This is a genomic window from Mesorhizobium sp. YIM 152430 (assembly GCF_029210365.1).
In the GTDB taxonomy this organism is placed as follows: Bacteria; Pseudomonadota; Alphaproteobacteria; order Rhizobiales; family Rhizobiaceae; genus Aliihoeflea.
This window is the reverse complement of sequence record NZ_JARGES010000043.1, coordinates 1-20,800: the sequence shown is the minus strand read 5'-3', so window position 1 is coordinate 20,800 and position 20,800 is coordinate 1. Positions and strand designations below refer to the sequence as shown.

Annotated in this window: 18 protein-coding genes and 1 riboswitch; of the genes, 8 read left to right on the top strand and 10 right to left on the bottom strand. The window is 65.5% G+C overall.

What is annotated here, in order from left to right:
• Positions 1 to 276 precede the first annotated feature (276 nt).
• Entirely contained in the window at positions 277 to 1,113 is an 837-nt protein-coding gene (locus PZ895_RS12240) for a hypothetical protein (protein WP_275839274.1), read from the top strand.
• Positions 1,114 to 1,405: 292 nt separating this feature from the next.
• On the opposite strand, the gene PZ895_RS12235 is transcribed toward PZ895_RS12240, so the two are convergent.
• On the bottom strand, positions 1,406 to 3,316 hold the full coding sequence (locus tag PZ895_RS12235; RefSeq protein WP_275839273.1) for a propionyl-CoA synthetase: 1,911 nt from the start codon (positions 3,314 to 3,316) through the stop codon (positions 1,406 to 1,408).
• 83 nt (positions 3,317 to 3,399) lie between these two features.
• Here PZ895_RS12235 and PZ895_RS12230 point away from each other — a divergent pair, with 83 nt between their 5' ends.
• A complete protein-coding gene (locus PZ895_RS12230; protein WP_275839826.1) occupies positions 3,400 to 3,588 on the top strand; it encodes a hypothetical protein in 189 nt (62 codons plus the stop codon).
• Here PZ895_RS12230 and PZ895_RS12225 read toward each other — a convergent pair.
• Together PZ895_RS12225 and PZ895_RS12220 are read right to left on the bottom strand one after the other, a co-directional pair.
• Positions 3,575 to 4,306 (bottom strand): SGNH/GDSL hydrolase family protein, encoded by a 732-nt coding sequence (locus PZ895_RS12225; RefSeq protein WP_275839272.1) that lies wholly within the window; start codon positions 4,304 to 4,306, stop codon positions 3,575 to 3,577. The genes PZ895_RS12230 and PZ895_RS12225 overlap by 14 nt on opposite strands.
• A gap of 141 nt (positions 4,307 to 4,447) precedes the next feature.
• Positions 4,448 to 5,473 carry a class I fructose-bisphosphate aldolase gene (locus PZ895_RS12220; protein WP_275839271.1) on the bottom strand — a complete coding sequence of 342 codons (1,026 nt, stop codon included), beginning with the start codon at positions 5,471 to 5,473 and terminating at the stop codon, positions 4,448 to 4,450.
• 178 nt (positions 5,474 to 5,651) lie between these two features.
• Positions 5,652 to 5,752, top strand: a riboswitch (TPP riboswitch).
• Between the two features lie 38 nt (positions 5,753 to 5,790).
• Between PZ895_RS12220 and thiB the strand changes: the two genes are divergently transcribed.
• The 4 genes from thiB to PZ895_RS12200 all read left to right on the top strand — a co-directional run bounded on the left by thiB (position 5,791) and on the right by PZ895_RS12200 (position 10,816).
• On the top strand, positions 5,791 to 6,786 hold the full coding sequence (thiB, locus tag PZ895_RS12215) for a thiamine ABC transporter substrate binding subunit (RefSeq protein WP_275839270.1): 996 nt from the start codon (positions 5,791 to 5,793) through the stop codon (positions 6,784 to 6,786).
• Between the two features lie 36 nt (positions 6,787 to 6,822).
• Entirely contained in the window at positions 6,823 to 8,430 is a 1,608-nt protein-coding gene (gene thiP / locus PZ895_RS12210) for a thiamine/thiamine pyrophosphate ABC transporter permease (protein WP_275839269.1), read from the top strand.
• Positions 8,427 to 9,152: a thiamine ABC transporter ATP-binding protein gene (thiQ, locus tag PZ895_RS12205; RefSeq protein WP_275839268.1), complete on the top strand. Its 726-nt coding sequence runs from the start codon at positions 8,427 to 8,429 to the stop codon at positions 9,150 to 9,152. Before thiP ends, thiQ begins: the two co-directional genes overlap by 4 nt.
• A 179-nt stretch (positions 9,153 to 9,331) precedes the next feature.
• Complete coding sequence (locus PZ895_RS12200) at positions 9,332 to 10,816, top strand: M48 family metalloprotease (protein WP_275839787.1); 1,485 nt, start codon at positions 9,332 to 9,334, stop codon at positions 10,814 to 10,816.
• Between the two features lie 13 nt (positions 10,817 to 10,829).
• Here the strand turns inward: PZ895_RS12200 and PZ895_RS12195 are convergent, their stop codons facing one another.
• The 5 genes from PZ895_RS12195 to PZ895_RS12175 form a co-directional block, all read right to left on the bottom strand.
• On the bottom strand, positions 10,830 to 11,690 hold the full coding sequence (locus tag PZ895_RS12195) for an RNA polymerase factor sigma-32 (RefSeq protein ID WP_275839267.1): 861 nt from the start codon (positions 11,688 to 11,690) through the stop codon (positions 10,830 to 10,832).
• 273 nt (positions 11,691 to 11,963) lie between these two features.
• Positions 11,964 to 12,542 (bottom strand): CarD family transcriptional regulator, encoded by a 579-nt coding sequence (locus PZ895_RS12190; RefSeq protein WP_024587270.1) that lies wholly within the window; start codon positions 12,540 to 12,542, stop codon positions 11,964 to 11,966.
• Between the two features lie 399 nt (positions 12,543 to 12,941).
• A complete protein-coding gene (gene fdxA, locus PZ895_RS12185) occupies positions 12,942 to 13,280 on the bottom strand; it encodes a ferredoxin FdxA (RefSeq protein WP_275839266.1) in 339 nt (112 codons plus the stop codon).
• A 128-nt stretch (positions 13,281 to 13,408) separates the two neighbouring features.
• Entirely contained in the window at positions 13,409 to 13,789 is a 381-nt protein-coding gene (locus PZ895_RS12180) for an RNA-binding S4 domain-containing protein (RefSeq protein WP_275839265.1), read from the bottom strand.
• Positions 13,790 to 16,921 carry a helicase-related protein gene (locus PZ895_RS12175; RefSeq protein WP_275839264.1) on the bottom strand — a complete coding sequence of 1,044 codons (3,132 nt, stop codon included), beginning with the start codon at positions 16,919 to 16,921 and terminating at the stop codon, positions 13,790 to 13,792.
• A 158-nt stretch (positions 16,922 to 17,079) separates the two neighbouring features.
• Between PZ895_RS12175 and PZ895_RS12170 the strand changes: the two genes are divergently transcribed.
• On the top strand, positions 17,080 to 17,697 hold the full coding sequence (locus tag PZ895_RS12170) for a class I SAM-dependent methyltransferase (RefSeq protein ID WP_275839263.1): 618 nt from the start codon (positions 17,080 to 17,082) through the stop codon (positions 17,695 to 17,697).
• Between the two features lie 199 nt (positions 17,698 to 17,896).
• On the opposite strand, the gene PZ895_RS12165 is transcribed toward PZ895_RS12170, so the two are convergent.
• On the bottom strand, positions 17,897 to 18,619 hold the full coding sequence (locus tag PZ895_RS12165; RefSeq protein WP_275839262.1) for a beta-ketoacyl-ACP reductase: 723 nt from the start codon (positions 18,617 to 18,619) through the stop codon (positions 17,897 to 17,899).
• A gap of 87 nt (positions 18,620 to 18,706) precedes the next feature.
• Positions 18,707 to 19,894, bottom strand: a complete 1,188-nt coding sequence (locus PZ895_RS12160; RefSeq protein ID WP_275839261.1) for an acetyl-CoA C-acetyltransferase — start codon at positions 19,892 to 19,894, stop codon at positions 18,707 to 18,709.
• Between the two features lie 195 nt (positions 19,895 to 20,089).
• Between PZ895_RS12160 and phaR the strand changes: the two genes are divergently transcribed.
• Positions 20,090 to 20,695: a polyhydroxyalkanoate synthesis repressor PhaR gene (phaR, locus tag PZ895_RS12155; RefSeq protein WP_275839260.1), complete on the top strand. Its 606-nt coding sequence runs from the start codon at positions 20,090 to 20,092 to the stop codon at positions 20,693 to 20,695.
• Positions 20,696 to 20,800: the final 105 nt, after the last annotated feature.

Sequence of the window (20,800 nt, the reverse complement as noted above, 5' to 3'; positions counted from 1 at the left end):
TGCGTTCTCATGCGAATAACTATATAGAAACTCCACGCACATAGTTTAGCCTTCGCTCTCGGATTGGCACAATCACAGGCCCGAGAGACGCTGGCACCTCAAGACGGCCCGAGTTCGCAGCTCGGGCCGTTTGCGTTACCAGGCAACGCGAGAATCTATATAGCCGCCCCGGTCGATCTCGACAAGCCTTTTTACACTTGCTCGCTAGCTCTAACGTTTCTTGCTTATTTTCTCCGCAGGCGTATAGTCGCTCAATCCGAAACGGAGAGCGAACAAATGAGCCGTCAACGCAGCCCTGGCTACCCTAGCGCGCCGCTTCAAGTTGCGCTTATGCAAGCCGAGAAGATTTATTCGCAAAATAGGACGAACGCGATTGACCGAGAAGCTGCTGCAAAATCAATGGGATATGGCGGTTCTAGCGGTGCATCTGACAAGACGATTGCTAATCTTGCTCATTACGGACTACTCGACAAGGCCGGAAAAGGGGAGGTGAGGATTAGTCAGTTGGCCGTTGATATTCTGCGGCCGGAAAACGAGGCTTCAAGGGCTGAAGCTCTCCAGACTGCTGCGTTCAATCCACAACTTTTTGCAATTCTGCGGGAAAGATTCCCGGATGGGCACTTTTCCGACGCCGCCTTGAAGAACGCTTTGTCCCGGATGGGCTTTCAGGAGGTCGCGATTCAGCCGGCCTCGCGGGCCTATTCGGAGACTTGCCAGTTTCTACAGCAAGAAAACGCTTACGAAAGTTATGACAGCCCCTTTCCGAGTGCCTTAGAATCATCGCCACCGGACCAAAGAGAGAAAGGATACGGGGTGATGGATCACATGCAGCCGATGTCGGCGGGCGAAGCGCCGCCTAGTCGCAGAGTGCCGCCAAATCTCTTGATGATCGACGCCGAAGCGAATGAGCAGGAGAGAACTGTCTATTGTGAAGAGGGTGCGCCGGGGCAGTATCTAAAGCTCGTCGCTAGCGGTGATCTGGATGACTATCTGTTGGAGGCCATCGAAGATTTTGTGAAGCGCCAGAGGAAGCGTCTGGCGCGCAAAGCCGGCTCGCCGGAGAACACTTCGACTGCCGCTACGGGCGAAGAAGTCGGAGCCGAGAACCACTAGGGATGGAGCAGCCGTGTCCATAACGATTTATCACTTCGAGAGCGGGAACACCGAAAAGTGGATCGACGTCAACGATGATGGCACGGTCACATACCACACCGAGAACACGAGTTGGACTGCTAGCCGAAGAGGGCTGGAAGAGCGGAACCAAACGATGTCAGCCGACCAGGCCAAAATGCGCTGGCCACAACACGCGGCGGCGATTGGCGCGGCACTCACGAGGCTAAAAGGAGGCGGCTAGCCGCTAGGTCACACACGTATATAGGTCCCTGAATTTCGGAAGGAATAGGCTTCAACGAAGTGGACGAATCCCCCTTCCCCGCAACGCCACCTCCACCTCCTCCAAGATCGCCGGATCATCAATCGTCGCCGGCATCGTCCACTCCTCCCTGTCGGCGATCTTCTGCATCGTGGCCCGCAAGATCTTCCCCGAGCGCGTCTTCGGCAGGCGCTTGACCGGGACGACGGTCTTGAGGGCGGCTATGGCGCCGATGCGGTTGCGGACGAGGGCGATGATTTCGCGTTCGATGTCGGCGGCCGGGCGGTCGACGCCGGCGTTGAGGACCACGAAGCCGCAGGGGACCTGGCCCTTCATCGGGTCGGCCATGCCGATGACGGCGCATTCGGCGACGTCGGGATGTTCGGAGAGGACCTCCTCCATCGCGCCGGTTGACAGGCGGTGGCCGGCGACGTTGATGATGTCGTCGGTGCGGGACATGATGAAGAGGTAGCCGTCCTCGTCGATGATGCCGGCGTCGGCCGTCTTGTAGTAGCCGGGGAACTCGGCGAGGTATGCGCTTTTGAAGCGCTCGTCGGCGTGCCAGAGGGTCGGCAGGCTGCCGGGCGGCAGGGGGAGTTTCGCCACCACGTTGCCGAGCGTGCCGCGCGGGACGGGGTGGCCGGAATCGTCGAGGATTTCCATCTGCCAGCCGGGCATGGGCACGCCGGGCGAGCCGTATTTGACCGGCAGGCTGCCGAGGCCGACCGGGTTCTGCGTGATCGGCGCGCCGGTTTCCGTCTGCCACCAATGGTCGATGACGGGCTTCTGGAGCTGGTTTTCCGCCCATTTGATCGTTTCGGGATCGGCACGCTCGCCGGCCAGGAACAGGGTTCGGAAATTGGTGAGGTCGTACTTTTTGACGAATTCGCCCTTCGGGTCCTGCCCCTTGATGGCGCGGAATGCCGTGGGGGCGGTGAAAAGCGCGACGACATCATGGTCGGAAATCACGCGCCAATAGGTGCCCGCATCGGGCGTGCCGACGGGCTTGCCCTCGAACAGGATCGAGGTACAGCCATGGATGAGCGGGGCGTAGACGATGTAGGAATGGCCGACGACCCAGCCGACATCCGATGCCGCCCAGAACGCCTCGCCCGGCTTGACGCCGAACTCGTTCTCCATCGACCAGGCCAGCACGACCAGATGGCCGCCATTGTCGCGCACCACGCCCTTGGGCTGGCCGGTCGTGCCGGAGGTGTAGAGGACGTAGAGCGGGTCGGTCGCGTTGACGGAGACGCAGGGGATGTCGCGGGCGTCGGACTTGGCCTTGGCGGTGGCGGACGCGTAGTCGATGTCGCGGCCGGGGGTGAGGTCGGCTGCCTGTTGCTCGCGCTGGAGGACGATGACGGTCTCGACCTTGTGCTTCGCGATGTCGATCGCGCCATCGTAGAGGGGCTGGTAGGGAATCGTCCGGCCGGGCTCCAGGCCGCAGGAGGCGGTGATGATGGCTTTCGGCCGTGCATCGTCGATGCGGGTGGCGAGCTCGCGCGCGGCGAAGCCGCCGAAGACCACCGAATGAACCGCGCCGAGGCGGGCGCAGGCGAGCATGGCGATGGCGGCCTCGGCGACCATCGGCATGTAGATGACGACCAGATCGCCCCTGCCGATGCCGGCATCGGAGAGGACGGCGGCGAGGGCGACGATCTCGGCCTTGAGTTCGGCATAAGTGAATTTGCGCACCGTGCCGGTGATGGCGCTGTCGTGGATCAGCGCGAGTTGGTCGGCACGGCCACGCTCGACGTGGCGGTCGACGGCGTTCCAGCAGGTGTTGCATGTCGCGTCGGGGAACCAGCGGCCGTAGATGCCGGCATCGGCGTCGAAGATCTGTTGCGGGGGGCGGGTCCAGTCGACGAGGTTAGCTGCGTCGCGCCAGAAGGCTTCCGGGTCGGATTTCCAGCTTTCGTAGACCTGATGATAACGCGACATGCGGTTCCTCCCCTGCTGCCCTTGAGGTAGCGGGCGGGGCGCGGCGTGTCCAGTTCGGCAAAAGTCGGAAGGGCTGCTATAGGATGGGCGTCGAATCGCAGGGGGTGAAGATGCAGTCGAAAGTGGTGGCGTTCCTGTTCATCGCCGCCATGGTGGTGCAGGTCATCAAGCCGCTCGGCCTGCCGGGGCTGAAGAAGCGCGGCGACTTCTGGAAGATCGCCGTGGCGGCGATCGCGGTGATGATGCTGACGGTGCTGATCAGGCCTCAGTGATGCGCGTGTCCAGGAGCAATGGCAGCAGGTGCTCGGCCCAGCGGTCGTAGCCGGCTTCGGACGCGTGGAAGCCGTCGAGCGAGAAGCCGGCGATGGGGTCGTCGATCGGCAGGCGGGTGGCGGGGACCGCGCCGCGCTCGAGGCACAGGCGATGGCCCCAATAGTTGATCAGCCCGGCGCGGATCTCGAGAATGCGGCCGAGCGCGGGGGGCAGGGCCGGCATCAGCGACATTTCCACCACCGGCGACCAGACGACGCGCGCCTCCGGCCATTTGGCCCGGAGCGCATAGAGCAGCGTGCCGAATTCGCGGTTGAAGCGGGCGCCGGTGTGGAAGTTCTTGGCATCGTTGGAGCCGACGGTCAGCACCAGATGCGTCCAGTGGCCGGGGTCCATGTTGGGCACGACATGGTCGCGCAGGCGGCCGGCGGTGGCGGAATTGAAGCCGGCGGCGCGCCAGACGACCGGGCGCCCGGTCGCCTCGTGCGCGCGGTGGGCGATGCGGGCAGCAAGGCCGCGCTCCGACGATTCGACGCCGACCGAGGCGGCGGAGGAATCGCCCAGCACGAGAAGGTTGATCGGTTCGCCCGCGCCCTCGATGCGGTGGATGACCGGACCTTCGGCCGGCAACATGCGCACGATGCGGCGGCGCACGGTCAGGCCCTGCCAGACATAGACGGGGAAGGCGAGCCAGGTGAGGAGGGGGAGAAGGCTGGGCATGGGTGCAGGTATAGCCGCGCGGACGGCCAAAGAAAAAGCGGCACTTTGTCCGCCGCCGCGCAGCCATCCCCACTCCGGGCCTACGGGCCACCTCTCCCCCTCGAAAGGGGAGAGGAACCCAGGCTGGACAGGCGTCGGTGATCAGCCCTGCTTTTCGAGCGCGGCCGACCACTTGCCCTGGGCGGCGAGGCCGTTCATGCGGGCGCGGTGGGCGAAGGCTTTCTGGGCGGCAGCGACGTTCTCGGTCTTGCCGGCCCATGCCTTTTGCGGGGCGGCCTGGAGGGCGCGGCCGTAGGAGAAGGTGAGCTTCCAGGGCAGCGGGCCGGCCGCGTTCATGGCGTTGAGGTTGGCGGTCGCTTCCTCGTCGGACTGGCCGCCCGAGAGGAAGGCGATGCCCGGAACGGCCACCGGGACGGTCTCGCGGAAGACCTTCAGCGTCATCTCGGCGACCTGTTCGGGCGAAGCCTTGGTGCCGGACTTCTTGCCGGGGATGACCATGTTCGGCTTCAAGATCGTGCCTTCGAGCTTCACGTCGGCGGCGTAGAGTTCGGAGTAGAGCTGCAACAGCGTGACCTTGGTGATCTCGTAGCAGGTGTCGATGTCGTGCGCGCCGTCCATCAGCACTTCCGGCTCCACGATCGGCACGATGCCGGCTTCCTGGCAGAGCGCGGCGTAGCGGGCGAGCGCGTGGCAGTTGGCGTCGATGGCGGTGGCGGAGGGGACGTTCTCCTCCTCGTTGATGTCGATCACGGCGCGCCATTTGGCGAAGCGCGCGCCGAGCTTGTAGTATTCGGCCAGACGCTCACGCAGGCCGTCGAGGCCCTCGGTGATCGTGTCGCCCGGAAAGCCGGCGAGCGGCTTGGCGCCGGCGTCGACCTTGATGCCCGGCACGGCGCCGGCGGCCTTGATGATGTCGACCAGCGGCGTGCCGTCGGCGGCCTTCTGCCGGATCGTCTCGTCATAGAGGATGACGCCGGAGATGTGGTTCTTCATGGCGTCGTTCGCCCGGAACATCAGCTCGCGATAGTCGCGGCGGTTCTCCTCGGTCGATTCCACCTTGATGGCGTCGAAACGCTTCTTGATCGTGCCGGAGCTTTCGTCGGCGGCCAGAATGCCCTTGCCGTCTGCGACCATGGCGAGCGCGATGTCTTCGAGACGTTCCGTCATCTTGCAAATTCTCCTGATGAAATGATCGGGAAGGCGCATAGCAGATGGGTTCGACAAACGGAATGCCGCGCCAAGTGCTCCAATCGATTGAATGATCGGGAAATGCGATCGAAGCGGGAAATGGTTAGCGGCAGGACCGCCCATCTTGCGCTCGGGCGACCCGCATTCTATGTCTTGAAGCACTCTAACGGGGTGCCGCGCGCGCGGCTGAGAGGCGAATGCCAACCCGCAGAACCTGATCCGGTTCGTACCGGCGGAGGGATTAGACGCACCGATCGAAGCGCCTGTCCTTCAACCCATGTTTGACAAGGAGGCGCATGATGAAATCCCTTTCCGTTCTCGCCATTGCCATGGCGGTCTCGCTGCCCGCTGCCGCGCAGGAGACGCTGACGGTCTACACCTATGAGAGCTTCACCGCCGAATGGGGGCCGGGGCCGCTGGTCAAGACGGCCTTCGAGGCCGAATGCGGCTGCACCGTCAATTTCGTCTCCGCCGCCGACGGCGTGGCGCTTCTGAACCGGCTGAAGCTCGAGGGCGAGGGAACCGAGGCGGACATCGTGCTCGGGCTCGACACGAACCTGACGCATGAGGCGCGGGAGAGCGGACTGTTTGCGCCGCATGGCGTTTCGCTGGAGAACGTCTCGGTGCCGGGCGGGTGGACCGACGACATGTTCGTGCCGTTCGACTATGGCTATTTCGCCTTCGTCTACGATAGCGAGGCGATCGACACGCCGCCGGCGAGCCTTGCCGAACTGGTCGACGGCGACCCCGAGCAGAAGATCGTCATCCAGGACCCGCGCACCTCGACGCCGGGACTCGGCCTTCTGCTCTGGATCAAGGCGGTCTATGGCGAGGAGGCCGAGGCGGCGTGGGAGAAATTGTCGGCGCGGGTGCTGACCGTGACGCCCGGCTGGAGCGAAGCCTATGGGCTCTTCACCTCCGGCGAGGCGCCGATGGTGCTCTCCTACACGACCTCGCCGGCCTACCACCAGATCGCCGAGCGCACCGACCGCTATCAGGCGGCGATCTTCGAAGAGGGGCATTACCTTCAGGTCGAAGTGGCGGCGGCGACGGTGAAGGGCGCGGAGAACCCGCTGACGGCGCAATTCCTGACGTTCATGACCGGGCCGGGGTTCCAGGATGCGATCCCGGAGCACAACTGGATGTTTCCGGCCGGACCGACGTCGGAGCCGCTCAATCCGGTGTTCGAGGATGCCGTGGCGCCGGAAGATGCGCTGCAATTGCCGGCGGCGGAGATTGCGGCCAATCGGAGTGCGTGGGTGGATGAGTGGTTGGGGGTGATGAGCAGGTGATGGGGGTTTGAAGCGGTTGCGCTGCCGGGCTTGGGCATGAAGCGTCGGTCGGGAACCATGATGCCCGGCATCCTCGCCCTTGCCGCCATAGCCATCCTCGTCGGCGGGGCGTTCGTCGGGCTCGTCGTCGAGGCCGGACGGGATATTTCCGGCGCGACCGGCGCGTTCGACACCTATCTCCTGCGCGTCGCGCGGTTCACGCTGTGGCAGGCCGCGCTGTCGACGCTGGTCTCCATCGTTCCTGCAATTCTCGTCGCGCGCGCCTTGGCACGACGGCCGCATTTCTTCGGACGACGGATCGTGCTGGCGCTGTTTGCCGTGCCGCTCGCGCTGCCGGCAATCGTCGTGGCGCTCGGCGTTCTGGCGCTGCTGGGCCGGGCGGGGTTGCTGGCCGAACCGCTCACTGCGCTGACGGGTGCGCGGTGGCCGGGGATCTACGGGCTTTCAGGCATCCTCGTCGCACACGCCTTCTTCAACCTGCCACTGGCGACGCGGCTTTTCCTTCAGGCGCTCGACACCGTGCCAAACGACCGCTGGCGGCTGGCGAGCCAGCTTGGGTTCGGGCCGTTGGCGACGTTCCGCTTCGTCGAATGGCCGGTGCTGCGCGCGAGCCTTGCGGGCGTGGCGGGACTGGTCTTCATGCTGTGCGTCACGTCGTTCACCATCGTCCTGATCCTCGGCGGCGGGCCGCGCGCGACGACGCTGGAGGTTGCGATCTACCAGGCGCTGCGGTTCGATTTCGACCCGGCGCGGGCGGTGGCGCTGGTGGCGGTGCAGGTGGTTCTGACGCTTGCCGCGGTGCTGGCGCTGCGCAGGGCGGGCGGCGACCTTGCGGCCGATGCCACGATCGGCATGGCGGCGCGGCGGCCGGAGCCGCGCGGCTGGGCAGGGCGGATCGCGGACGGCATTCCGATCGGGCTCGCCTTTTTGTTCGTCGCGGCGCCGATGGCGGCGATCGTCATTTCAGGGCTGCGCGCGGACCTTGCGCGGCTCGCGGGCGATCCGGCCGTACACGCGGCGGCGATGACCAGCCTCCAGCTTTCCGCGCTCGCCGCCTGCGGAACGCTCCTTCTCGCCGTTTCGCTGGTGCGAACGCGGCAGCTTCTGGAAGCCGCGCGGCGGGGCCGGCCGGCCGGCTTTCTTGAACGGGCGATGGATACGGGTGCCGGCTTCGTTCTCGTCGTGCCGCCCATCGTGGTCGGGGCCGGCTGGTTCATCCTGCTGCGGCAGTCGGGCAACGTGCTCGCGCTGGCCGCGCCGATGGTGGTTTCTGTCAACGCGGTGATGGCATTGCCCTTCGCGCTGCGGGTCATTCGCCCGGCATATGATGCGGCGACGGCACGCTACGACCGGCTGTCGGCATCGCTCGGGCTTGGCGGGTGGGCAAGGCTGCGGCTCGTCGACTGGCCGCTGATGCGCCGGCCGCTCGGCACCGCCTTCGCGTTTGCCATGGCGCTGTCGCTCGGCGATCTCGGCGTCATCGCCCTGTTCGGTTCGGATGCGGTGCAGACATTGCCCTATCTGCTGCTGGCGCGGATGGGCAGTTATCGAACGGCGGATGCGGCAGGGATCGCGCTGATGCTTGCGGTTTTGACGCTGATGCTGATGCTGGCGGCCGAATGGTTCGGGCGAAGGCGGACATGACGGGCGCGCGACTTCAACTCGATCAGGTGCGGTTCGCCTATCCGGGCGGGAGCGAGATGTGCTTCGATCTCGACATCGCGGCCGGCAGCGTCGTCGCGCTTCTGGGGGCGAGTGGTTCGGGAAAGTCGACGCTGCTGCATCTCGTCGCCGGTTTCGAGGAACCGCAGGAGGGCCGCGTCCTGATCGACGACGCGGACGTGACGGGGCTCGATCCGGCGAAGCGGCCGGTCTCAATGGTGTTTCAGGAAAGCAATCTCTTCCATCACCTCACCGTCGCGCAAAATGTCGGGCTGGGGCGCTCGCCGGGCCTGAAGCTTTCGGGACAGGACCGGGCGAACATTGCCGAAGCGCTGGGCGATGTCGGGCTTGCCGGCAAGGAGGCGCGGCTGCCGCCGGAGCTTTCGGGCGGCGAGCGGCAGCGCGTCGCGATCGCCCGCGCGCTGGTGCGCCAGCGCCCGCTGCTGCTGCTCGACGAGCCCTTCGCCTCGCTCGGTCCGGCCTTGCGCGGCGAGATGGTGGAACTGGTGCGCAGCCTTGCCGCCAAGACCGGCATGACGATCGTCTTCGTCACCCACCAGCCGGAGGATGCGCGGGCGCTTGCCGGCCGAATCATCTTCCTCGTCGACGGCGCGGTCGCGGCGGACGGGCCGGCCGCGATCTTCTTCGAACCGGGTGCGCCGGGCGTTTTCACCGATTATGCGGGGCGCTTGCCCACGCTTTGACGGCAAAACGCCCGCATGTCACCACATTCGCGAGGCACAGAGCAGTCAGGCTGAAGGGGACTTGTCTTTCCTCAAGGATTCTGTTGTCTGCGCGGGCATCCCGCAACCGTCTGCGCCGAGTCCCGTCCAAAAGTGGGGAGGCCGAACTGGCCGCACGAGCGATCGAACCTGATTTCGGCATGAAGGCCGGGCCGAAAAATCTCGGCCGGCTGGCGATCGCGCTTGCCCTGGCGACGGCGCTGACCTCCTGCCAGGCATTCGATGCCGCTTCGCTCAGCGAGGACGCCTTCCGGCCCTCCGCCAATCCGGTGACCGTGGACAGCGTGACGCGCGACGACCGCATGGCGGCGATCGCGCGCGAGCAGCATCCGCGCATCCTCGCCACCTATGGCGGCGAATATTCGGACCCGAAGCTGGAGCGGTCGATCGCGCGCATCGTCGGCTCGCTGACGCTCGACCCGGACAATCCGAACCAGACCTACCAGATTACCATCCTCAACTCGCCCAACATCAACGCCTTCGCGCTGCCGGGCGGGTTCCTGTACCTCACGCGCGGGCTGCTCGCGCTCGCCAACGATTCGGCCGAAGTGGCGGCCGTCGTCGCGCATGAAATGGCGCATGTGACGGCCAATCACGGCATCCAGCGCCAGCAGAAGGAAGCCGAGGAGGTGCTCGCCGCGCGCGTCGTCTCCGATGTGCTGGGCGGCGGCGACACGGGCGGGCAGGTGGCGCTGATCCGCGGCAAGCTGCGGCTGGCGCAGTTCTCGCGCAACCAGGAACTGGAAGCAGACGCGATCGGCATCAGGTCGATCGGACGGGCGGGATACGACCCCTATGCGGCCTCGCGCTTCCTCCAGTCGATGGCGGCCTATGCGGAATCGCGTACAGTCGAATCCTCGGCCAACCGCAGCCTCGATTTCCTCGCCAGCCACCCCAACCCGCCGCAGCGCATCGATCTTGCCACGCGCCATGCCCGCCAGTTCGGGATGCCGGGCGTGGGCAATCGCGAACGCAATTCATTCCTCGACGGCATTGACGGGATGCTGTTCGGCGATACGCCGGAAGAGGGTTTCGTGCGCGGCACGTCCTTCGTCCATCCGATCCTCGGCATCTCGTTCGAGGTGCCGCAGGGCTTCGTGATCGACAATTCGGCCGCCGCCGTCACCGCGGCGGGGCCGGGCGACATGGCCGTGCGCTTCGACGGCGTGACGGTCGAGCCGCGCCAGTCGCTGACCGCCTATGTGCAGTCGGGCTGGGTGGCCGGGCTCGATCCGGCCTCGGTGCGGCAGACGACGATCAACGGCAACGAAGCTGTCAACGCGCAGGCGCAGGCCGAGGGCTGGCAGTTCGACGTGACGCTGATCCGCTCGGGACGGCAGGTCTACCGGCTCCTGACCGCCGCGCCGCTTTCCAGCAACAATCTGAAGAACGTTGCCGGTTCGGTCGCAGCGAGCTTCCGCACGCTGTCGGATGCGGAAAAGGCGCAAATCAGGCCGCTGCGCATTCGCGTGGTGCAGGTCGGCGCGGGCGACAACGTCGCCTCGATGGCCGGACGGATGGTCGGGACGAACCGGCCGCTGGAACTGTTCCAGTTGCTCAACGGCCTGGGCCCGGGCGCCAGCCTTTCGGTCGGAGACCGGGTGAAGATCGTTTCCGACCGTTAGATCGGGAAATTCGTCAGGCGCTGGCGGCCATGTGCGGATTGCCGTTGACGAGGGCCGTGCGCAGCTTTTCGATCGCGCGGCTTTCGATCTGACGGACGCGCTCCTTGGAAATGCCGAGCCGCTCGCCAAGCGATTCCAGCGTCGCGCCGTCCTCACGCAGGCGGCGCTCGCGAATGATCTTCAACTCACGCGGATTGAGGGCGCTCAATGCGCCCGACAGCCACTGGCTGCGGCGCTCCGTGTCGATCGTCTCGGTCACCACCTCGTCGGGCAGCGGCGCGTCGGAGACGAGGAAGGCCATGCGGTCCGTGCCGCCGGGCGAATCGTCCATGACGGGCGCGTTGAGCGAGGTGTCGGGACCGGACAGGCGCGCATCCATGGTCGCGACATCTGCCTCGTTGACCCCGAGCGCGGCGGAAACCTGGCGATAGAGATCGGCGTTGGAGAGGTTCTCGGGGCCGCTCTGGAGCTTGGCGCGCAGGCGGCGCAGATTGAAGAAAAGCGCCTTTTGCGCCGACGACGTGCCGCCGCGCACGATCGACCAGTTCCGCAGGATGTAGTCCTGCATCGAGGCCCTGATCCACCATGTCGCATAGGTCGAGAACCGAACCTCTCGGTCCGGTTCGAAGCGGGCTGCTGCTTCCAGCAGGCCGACATGGCCCTCCTGGATCAGATCGCTCATCGACAGGCCGAAATGGCGGAATTTGGAGGCCATCGAGATGACGAGCCGCATATGGGCGGTGGTGATCTTGTGGAGCGCGTTCTGGTCGCGGTTCTCCTTCCACTGGATCGCCAGTTCCAGTTCTTCCTCGCGCGCGAGGTAGGGAGCCTTCATGGCCGCCCGGATCATCGAACTTCTCGAGTTGCTTTCCATGGCCTGAACGCTCCCGATATTGCAGCGACGTGTCTTGTCTTTCTTACGGTCCGCACCAGATTTCGGATCATCGCGCAGAATGACGTCTGCCTGCCTGCCGTCCGGTATTGACGCAGCGCGCGATCGCTGATGCGCGCATGTCTCCAACGCGACGCGTGCTCGGCGGTTCCATGGCGCGCGGTCAAGCGCGCGTGATCGCGCCAGTCAGGCCACTCCAAACGAAAAGACCCGGCGCGGGGCCGGGTCCTTGTCGGATGCGGTGAAGCGTCGGCCTTATGCGGCTTCTTCCTGCTCGGTCTCGGTCTCTTCATTGTCGGCCTTGGCGCCGCGCTTGGGACCCTTGTTCAAATTGACCTCGATCAGGCGCACCGCTTCCGTGTCGGAGACGCGGTTGACGGCGGCGATCTCGCGGGCCATGCGGTCGAGAGCCGCTTCGTAGAGCTGGCGCTCGGAATAGGACTGTTCCGGCTGGTTCTCGGCGCGGTAGAGGTCGCGCACGACTTCGGAGATCGAAATCAGGTCGCCCGAATTGATCTTCGCGTCATATTCCTGCGCGCGGCGCGACCACATGGTCCGCTTCACGCGGGCGCGGCCCTGGACGACCTTGAGCGCACGGTCGACGTAATCGGTTTCCGACAACTTGCGCATTCCGATGGACACGGCCTTGGCGACCGGCACCTTGAGGCGCATCTTGTCCTTCTGGAAGTCGATGACGAAGAGTTCCAGCTTGTGGCCCGCGACTTCCTGTTCCTCGATCGTCGCGATCTGGCCCACGCCATGGGCGGGGTAGACGATGAACTCGCCGGTCTTGAAACCATTACGTGCCGCGGATTTCTTCTGCTGGGTTGCCATACGCCCGATACTCCCTGTTGCGATACCGGCCTCTGAAAGGGCCAGTCATCCGGAAACGGCCGGGTCGAACCGGCCAGCATGGTGTCGGGACAATAAAGGCGGACATCGGCGCCAAGGTAGAGAGCCAGACCCACCTGAACGGTGAAGCGCGGCCCAGATCACCCTGGTCCGTATTGAGTCCCACCTTTCAGTGATTGATGCGCTCGCGCAATGAATCGACGTTTGTCACCGGCATGTCGTGATTGTGTAACACAAAATGTAGACAGAATCAACCATTTGCACTAGGCGCGCAACGCCAGCGCCGGTAAGGCGCGGCGTGATTCGCAATCGCTGCGGCGCGATGCCGCAGACCCGCCAGGCAAGCGGCTCAGCCACCCGTGCCGGACGGGATTTCAGGCCCTAATCGCCCGTTCCGGGCTCGGGCGAGAAATACTTCTCGAACTTGCCCTCTTCGCCGTCGAACGCCTTGGCGTCGGCCGGCGGCTCTTTCTTGGCCGTGATGTTCGGCCATTTCTGGGCGTATTCGGTGTTGATTTCAAGCCATTTCTCGAGCCCCGGCTCGGTGTCCGGCTTGATCGCCTCGGCGGGGCATTCCGGCTCGCAGACGCCGCAGTCGATGCACTCGTCGGGATGGATGACGAGCATGTTGTCGCCTTCGTAGAAGCAGTCGACCGGGCACACCTCGATGCAGTCCATATACTTGCACTTGATGCAATTGTCGGTGACGAGGTAGGTCATACGTGCCGGCTCCGGCCTTCCAAAGGCGCTGCAATGTCTGTCGGCTGGTCACGTAGCGAGTTCGGGTCGCCCTGACAAGGGTCGGGCGTTGCGCCAGCGCCGGCCCGAAAGGAATGAATTTCTCCGGCTCAGTCCCGGCCTTCGAAACGGTCGATCTCGCGGCGCTCGCGCTTGGTCGGGCGGCCCGCCCCCGGATCGCGCTTGGCGACGGGCGCAGGCTGGGCGGCCTTCGCCTCGGGCGGCGGAGAAAGGTCCTCGTAGAGCGTGCGGGCCTCCTCGAACGGGCCGCGCCGCGTGCCGGGAAGCAGGATCTTCAGGACGAGGATGTGCCGGTCGAGCGAAATGGTGAGGACGTCGCCGGGCTTCACGACCTGCGCCGCCTGGTCCATCTTCTCGCGGTTCAGTCGGACCTTGCCGGCCTGGACGAGCTTCGCCGCCAGCGAACGGGACTTCACCACGCGGGCGAAGAACAGCCATTTGTCGATCCGCTGGCGGGCGGTCCCTTCCATCTACTTCTTCAACTGCTCCTTGAGCGCGGCGAGCTTGGCGAAGGGCGAATCCGGGTCGAGCTTCGCCGGCCTGGCGTCGCGCGGCGGCTGCGCTTCCCAGCGGCGCTCACCGGACGGCTTGGCGTCTCTCTGGCCGTCCCGCTTGCCACCTGGCTTGCCGCCGGGTTTTCCACCGCGCTGCCTCTCGTCGCGGCCGCGCTGCGGGCCGTCGCCGCGCGGCTTGCCGCGGAAGGCGCGCTTTTCGCCGGGCGCCTCGCCCTCGGCCGGGGCAGCGCCGCGATTGCGGTCGTTGCCGCGCGCGTTGCGGTTGCCCTGCTCGCGGCGCGGACGGCCTTCGAAGCGGCCCTGACGCCAGATGGTGATCATCTTCGGCGTCTCCTCGGGCTCCTCGCCGGCGGCAGGCTCCTGCGCTGCCGTTTCCGCTGCGGGCTCAGCGGCGGTTTCGGTGGCGGCGTCTGCCGGCGCTTCCGCCGCGGGCTCGGCAGGTGCTTCGGCCACCGGTTCAGCGACGGTCTCCGCGACGGGCGCGGCAGCGGATTCGTCCGTCGGCTGCGCGTCTTCCGACACGGCTTCAGCGCTTTCGGCCGCAGCCGCATCGGACGTCTCTGGAGCCTTTTCGGCCTTGGCGCGCGCCTCGGCATCGAGCGCGTCGAGCTTCGCCTTGACGTCCGTCTCCGGCTTCGTTTCGCCGCGATAGCCGAGGCCCTTCAGGATCTCGTCCATATCCTCGGACGTCGCGCCGAGGATCGACATCATGGCCGGCGTGACGAGGAAAGCGTTGCCGTCGAACGCGCCTTCGGGGCGTGCGCCGTTGCCGGCCTTCCATGCCAGTGCGGGGCGGATCAGGTCGGCGAGGCGTTCGAGAATGTCGACGCGGACGGCGCGGCGGCCGAGATTGCGGTAGCCGGCGAGGCGGTAGAATTCCTTGTCGATCGCCGGGTCGACGACGACCGAGGTGCGGCCGGAGGCGAGCGCGTTGACGACGTCGCCGAAGCCGGGCTTGTCCTTGCCGTCATTCTTCAGCGCCCACAGGAGCGTGACGATGCCGGCCGGGCCGGGCTTGAGCAGCGCGGGCACGAAGACATGGAAGGCGCCGAAGCGCACGCCGAGCCGGCGCAGCGCGGCGCGGGCCTCCTGGTCGAGCGCGCGGACATCTTCGGCAATATCGCGCCTGTTCAGAAGGCCGAAATTCTCGACGAGCCGAAACGCGATGCCGCGTGCCATGCCCGTAAGCTGGTCGGCCGCCTGGAGATCGAAGAGCGGCTTGAGGGCCGTCTCGATCTGGTAGTTGACGAAGCGCTCGATGCGGGCGGCGACCTTGTCGCGCGCGGGACCGGTCAACTGCTCGTCGGCGAGCAGAATCGCGCGCGGGCGCAGCGAATCATCGCCGGCCGTCAGCGTGGCGACGGGCGCGCCGACCCAGCGCACGAGACCATCGGCCGTCAGCGCGAAATCGCCATTGGCCGATGCGGAAAAGCGCTCGGCGCGCGATTCGAACTCGGTCGCCAGCGCTTTTTGCGCGGCGGTGCGCACGGCCTTGGCGTCCTCACCCTCCGCCTTCTGGTCGGCAGTGAAGCGAAAGCCCTGCAACTCGCCAACATGATGGCCTTCGACCAGAACCTCGCCGGTCGGATTGATTTCAGCTTCAAGCATACTGTTTTCTCTTAAGCGCCGCATCAGCACGGATGTCCTGCGGTCTACGAAGCGTTTCGTCAATCGTTCGTGGAGCGCATCGGACAATCTGTCCTCGATATCGCGTGTTTTTTCCTGCCAGTGGACCGGGTCCGCAAGCCATCCCGGCCGGTTCGAAACGAAAGTCCAGGTGCGGATCTGGGCGATCCTGTGCGACAGCGCGTCGATGTCGCCGACGGTCGAATCCGCCCGGCGCACCTGCTCGGCCATGTAGTCGGCATCGACATGGCCCTTGGTGGCGAGGTCGACGAAGATCGAGCCGATGAGCTCGGCGTGCTGGGCGGGCGCGATGCGGCGGTAATCCGGCAGGGCGCAGGCGTCCCACAGCATGGCGACGCGCCTGGGCGTGTTCGCCAGATCGCGCACGCGCTCGTCGCGCGAGAGGATGTCGAGCGCCTTGGCGTCGACCGCAGGCAAAGCGCGTGTCAGTCCCTCGACCGGGGGAACCGTGTCGATGGAGCGCTTCAGCGCATCGAGCGAGGAGAAATCGAACTCGGCGCTGCGCCATTGCAGCACCTTCACGCTGTCGAAATTGTGCGCCTCGACGCGCTCCACCAGTTCGTCGGGCAGTGGATCGACCTGGCCGGTGACGCCGAATGTGCCGTCGCGCAAATGGCGGCCGGCGCGCCCCGCGATCTGGCCCATCTCGGCCGGCGTCAGTTCGCGATACTGGAAGCCGTCGAACTTGCGGTTCTGGGCGAAGGCGACGTGGTCGACGTCGAGGTTGAGGCCCATGCCGATGGCGTCGGTTGCGATCAGGTAGTCGACGTCGCCGGACTGGTAGAGCTGGACCTGCGCATTGCGCGTGCGGGGCGAAAGCGCGCCCAGGACGACGGCGGCGCCGCCGCGCTGGCGGCGGATCAACTCGGCGATGGCATAAACCTCGTCGGCCGAGAAGGCGACGATGGCGGTGCGGCGCGGCAGGCGGGTCAGCTTCTTCGAGCCGGCATAGGCCAGATGCGACATGCGCGGGCGGGTGACGACCGAGACGCCGCGCAACAGCTTTTCCAGGATTCCGCGCATGGTGGCGGCTCCGAGCAGGAGCGTTTCCTGCCGGCCGCGCAGATGCAGGATGCGGTCGGTGAAGATGTGGCCGCGCTCGAGGTCGGCGGCGAGTTGCACCTCGTCGATGGCGACGAAGGCGGCGTCGGTCTCGCGCGGCATCGCCTCGACCGTGCAGACCGAATAGCGCGCGCCGGGCGGAACGATCTTCTCCTCGCCGGTGACGAGCGCGACCTTCCTCTCGCCGACCTTCTCGCAGACGCGGGCATAGACCTCGCGCGCAAGCAGGCGCAGCGGCAGGCCGATGACGCCCGTCTCGTGCGCCACCATGCGCTCGATCGCCAGATGGGTCTTGCCGGTATTGGTCGGACCGAGGATCGCGGTCACGTCGCGGCCAGACAGGATCAGGGGCTGCGACGGGCGGGGCTGGATGTTCATCGGTGGGGGACTTCACCTTTCAACGGCAATGACTCATGATGCCGGTCGTCGGCTGGAGAGTCAGATAGTGCAAGGCACGACCGATGCCAAACGATCCGCCTCTTCCCGCAACTTTGCAGCAATATCGCGGCATTCGGCCGAGGCCAAGAGGGACAGCCATGAATGGCGAGCGCGCCGATCACTGGGAAAAGGTCTATCGGACGAAATCGGAAACGGAGGTGAGCTGGTTCGAGGACGAGCCCCGGATTTCGCTGGACCTGATCCGGGCGGCCGAACTGCCGCCCGATGCGCCGATCATCGATGTCGGCGGCGGCGAGTCGCGTCTCCTCGACCGGCTGCTCGCGCTTGGACATACGGATCTGGCGGTCCTCGACATATCGGCGAAAGCGCTCGACGTCGCAAAGGCGCGGATCGGCGCGGCGGCGTCGAAGGTCGACTGGATCGTGGCCGACATCACCCAATGGAAGCCGGCGAAACAGTGGCGGTTGTGGCATGACCGGGCGGTGTTTCATTTCCTGACGGAGGCCGCCGACCGCCGCGCCTATGTGAATGCGATGCGGCAGGCGCTGACGACGGACGCCCATGTCGTCATCGCGACATTCGCGCCGGACGGCCCCGAACGTTGCAGCGGGCTTGCAGTGCTGCGCCACGACGCGGAATCCCTCGCCGGGGAATTCGGGGCGGAGTTCAGGCTGGAAGAAACACGCGACCATGCGCACGAGACGCCCGGCGGAACGGTGCAGCACTTCCAGTACGCGCGCTTCTCACGCCGTTGAACATGTGGCGCAACCGGAACGAGTCCTGAACGAACCGGGACCGAATCGCTGACTCGGAGGGTTCACGGTCTGTTCCGTTAGGTCGGTTTTTCAGGGTTACGTTTGGGAAGTTTGTCCACCGCGTGTCCACAGGCCGTGCACCGGATGCTAACAGAAAAGGCGGCGCCGCGCGGGCGCCGCCGATGCGGGGGAGGCAGGTTCAGACGAAAAACTGGCCGCCATTGGCCGAGATGGTCGAGCCGGTGATGAAGCCGGCTTCGTCGGAGGCGAGGAAGACGACGCAGCGGGCGATCTCGCCGGGCTCACCGAGGCGACCGACGGGGATCTGCGCGATGATGCTCTCGCGCACCTTTTCCGGCACGGCCATCACCATGTCGGTGCCGATATAGCCGGGGCAGATGGCGTTGACGGTGATCCCGGCCTTGGCGCCTTCCTGGGCGAGCGCCTTGGTAAAGCCGAGATCGCCGGCCTTGGCGGCGGAGTAGTTGGCCTGGCCCATCTGCCCCTTCTGGCCGTTGATCGACGAGATGTTGATCACGCGGCCGAACTTCCTCTCGCGCATCCCCGTCCAGACCGGATGCGTCATGTTGAACAGGCCAGTCAGGTTGGTATTGATGACCTCGTTCCACATGTCGGGCGTCATCTTGTGGAACATGGCGTCGCGCGTGATGCCGGCATTGTTGACGAGCACGTCGATCGGCCCGATCTCGGCCTCGACCTTTTCGATGCCGGCCTTGCAGGCATCATAGCTCGACACGTCCCATTTGAAGACGGGAATGCCGGTTTCTTTTTTGAAAGCCTCGGCCTTCTCGTCATTGCCGGCATAGGTCGCGGCGACCTTGTAGCCGGCATTGGTGAGCGCGACGGAAATCGCCGCTCCGATGCCGCGCGAGCCGCCGGTGACGAGTGCTGTTCGGGTCATGTTTGTCCTCCCTGTTGGTGAATGGTGAATAGTGAATGGTGAATGGCCTGAAAGGGAGTTGACGCCCTTCATTCACCATTTTCCCATTCACCCGATGGCTTCCACGCACATGGCGACGCCCATGCCGCCGCCGATGCACAGCGTCGCGAGGCCCTTTTGCGCGCCGCGGCGCTTCATCTCGAACAGCAGCGTGTTGAAGACGCGGGCGCCCGAAGCGCCGATCGGATGGCCGATGGCGATGGCGCCGCCATTGACGTTCACGATGTCCGGGTTCCAGCCCATGTCCTTGTTCACCGCACATGCCTGCGCGGCGAAGGCTTCGTTGGCCTCGACGAGATCGAGGTCGGAAACCGACCAGCCGGCCTTTTCGAGCGCCTTGCGGGAGGCCGGGATCGGGCCGGTGCCCATGATCTGCGGGTCAACGCCGGCGGTCGCCCAGGAGACGATGCGGGCCATCGGGGCGATGCCGCGGCGCCTGGCCTCCGCCTCGCTCATCAGCACGACGGCGGCGGCGCCGTCATTGATGCCGGACGCATTGGCGGCGGTGACCGTGCCTTCCTTGTCGAAGGCGGGTTTGAGCTTCTGCATGGCGTCGAGCGTCGCGCCGTGGCGGATATATTCGTCGTCCTCGACGATCGAGTCGCCCTTGCGGCCCTTGATCGTGACCGGAACGATCTCGTCCTTGAACTTTCCGGCCTTCTGCGCGGCCTCGGCCTTGTTCTGCGAGGCGACGGCGAACTGGTCCTGCTCGTCGCGCGAGAGCTGCCACTGGCGGGCGACGTTCTCGGCGGTGTTGCCCATGTGATAGCCGTGGAAGGCGTCCCACAGCCCGTCCTTGATCATGGTGTCGATCATCTTGAAATCGCCCATCTTCTGGCCAGAGCGCAGATAGGCGGCGTGGGGCGCCATGGACATGGATTCCTGGCCGCCGGCGACGATGATGTCGGCATCGCCAGTCGCGATCTGCTGCATTCCGAGCGCGACTGCGCGCAGGCCCGAACCGCAGAGTTGGTTCATCGACCAGGCGGTGGCCTCCTGCGGGATGCCGGCGGCCATGGCCGCCTGGCGGGCGGGGTTCTGGCCCTGCGCGGCCTGGAGGATCTGGCCCATAATGACCTCGTCGACATCCTTCGGGTCGACGCCGGCGCGTTCGAGCGCCGCCTTGATGGCGACGGCGCCGAGTTCGTGGGCAGGCGTGTTGGCGAAAGCGCCGTTGAACGAGCCGACGGGCGTGCGCGCGGCGCTCGCGACGACGATCGAATTCATCTCGGACATGTCGGGTTACTCCGGGTCAGTGAGGGACGCGCGAAAAGCGCTTTGACCCATTTCTTGCCGTTTCGGCGCGCCCAAGTCAAACCGGGGATGCGCCTTCGTGCGCTGCACAAAGGGCTTTCAATTGCCCGCCTTTTGCGCATATCCTCGACGCTTGCCGAGCGGAAACAGTCGGTTAATTCACTGGGAGCCAGCTAAATGCCCGCAAAGAACGATCCGGTGGCCATCAAGAAATACGCCAACCGCCGTCTCTACAATACGGGCACGAGCACTTACGTGACGCTCGAGGACCTGGCCGAAATGGTCAAGCGCGGCGAGGACTTCACCGTGCAGGACGCCAAGTCCGGCGACGACATCACCCATTCGGTGCTGACGCAGATCATCTTCGAACTGGAAAACCGCGACGGCCAGAACATGCTGCCGATCCCGTTCCTGCGCCAACTCATCGCCTTTTACGGCGACCAGATGCAGATGGTGGTGCCGAGCTTTCTCGAACAGTCGATGGTGGCCTTCGCCAAGGAGCAGGAGCGCTTTCGCCAGCAGATGAAGGACGCTGTCGGCAAATCGCCGATCGGCATGATGCCGATGGCCGCCGCGCCGCTGAAGGCGATGGAGGAACAGGCGCGGCGCAATGCCGAGATGTTCCAGAACGCGATGCGCATGTTCACGCCGTTTCCGATGGCGGGGGCTGGCGGCGAGGCGGCGCGCGAGGACGCGCCGGAGCCGGCCAAGGGCGATGACCTTTCCGAACTGAAGGAACAGATCGCCGCGATGCAGCGCAAGCTGGACCAGATGGGGCGGTAGGTTACGGATTTCGGCGCATCTGGACGTTGTCCCTGTGTCGGTCGCGGAGTCGTTTTTCCTGAATTGACCCCCACCCTTTATCCCTCCCCACAAGGGGGAGGGAGG

What these genes read in the sequence shown, in the direction of transcription:
- PZ895_RS12230 (WP_275839826.1), top strand. Translation starts at nt 3,400, where the DNA reads ATGGGCGTCGAATCGCAGGGGGTGAAGATGCAGTCGAAAGTGGTGGCG.
- PZ895_RS12175 (WP_275839264.1), bottom strand. Translation starts at nt 16,921, where the DNA reads ATGAACATCCAGCCCCGCCCGTCGCAGCCCCTGATCCTGTCTGGCCGC.
- thiB (WP_275839270.1), top strand. Translation starts at nt 5,791, where the DNA reads ATGATGAAATCCCTTTCCGTTCTCGCCATTGCCATGGCGGTCTCGCTG.
- PZ895_RS12225 (WP_275839272.1), bottom strand. Translation starts at nt 4,306, where the DNA reads ATGCCCAGCCTTCTCCCCCTCCTCACCTGGCTCGCCTTCCCCGTCTAT.
- PZ895_RS12235 (WP_275839273.1), bottom strand. Translation starts at nt 3,316, where the DNA reads ATGTCGCGTTATCATCAGGTCTACGAAAGCTGGAAATCCGACCCGGAA.
- PZ895_RS12220 (WP_275839271.1), bottom strand. Translation starts at nt 5,473, where the DNA reads ATGACGGAACGTCTCGAAGACATCGCGCTCGCCATGGTCGCAGACGGC.
- PZ895_RS12160 (WP_275839261.1), bottom strand. Translation starts at nt 19,894, where the DNA reads ATGTCCGAGATGAATTCGATCGTCGTCGCGAGCGCCGCGCGCACGCCC.
- thiQ (WP_275839268.1), top strand. Translation starts at nt 8,427, where the DNA reads ATGACGGGCGCGCGACTTCAACTCGATCAGGTGCGGTTCGCCTATCCG.
- PZ895_RS12165 (WP_275839262.1), bottom strand. Translation starts at nt 18,619, where the DNA reads ATGACCCGAACAGCACTCGTCACCGGCGGCTCGCGCGGCATCGGAGCG.
- PZ895_RS12180 (WP_275839265.1), bottom strand. Translation starts at nt 13,789, where the DNA reads ATGGAAGGGACCGCCCGCCAGCGGATCGACAAATGGCTGTTCTTCGCC.
- phaR (WP_275839260.1), top strand. Translation starts at nt 20,090, where the DNA reads ATGCCCGCAAAGAACGATCCGGTGGCCATCAAGAAATACGCCAACCGC.
- PZ895_RS12240 (WP_275839274.1), top strand. Translation starts at nt 277, where the DNA reads ATGAGCCGTCAACGCAGCCCTGGCTACCCTAGCGCGCCGCTTCAAGTT.
- PZ895_RS12195 (WP_275839267.1), bottom strand. Translation starts at nt 11,690, where the DNA reads ATGGAAAGCAACTCGAGAAGTTCGATGATCCGGGCGGCCATGAAGGCT.
- PZ895_RS12200 (WP_275839787.1), top strand. Translation starts at nt 9,332, where the DNA reads ATGAAGGCCGGGCCGAAAAATCTCGGCCGGCTGGCGATCGCGCTTGCC.
- PZ895_RS12190 (WP_024587270.1), bottom strand. Translation starts at nt 12,542, where the DNA reads ATGGCAACCCAGCAGAAGAAATCCGCGGCACGTAATGGTTTCAAGACC.
- thiP (WP_275839269.1), top strand. Translation starts at nt 6,823, where the DNA reads ATGAAGCGTCGGTCGGGAACCATGATGCCCGGCATCCTCGCCCTTGCC.
- PZ895_RS12170 (WP_275839263.1), top strand. Translation starts at nt 17,080, where the DNA reads ATGAATGGCGAGCGCGCCGATCACTGGGAAAAGGTCTATCGGACGAAA.
- fdxA (WP_275839266.1), bottom strand. Translation starts at nt 13,280, where the DNA reads ATGACCTACCTCGTCACCGACAATTGCATCAAGTGCAAGTATATGGAC.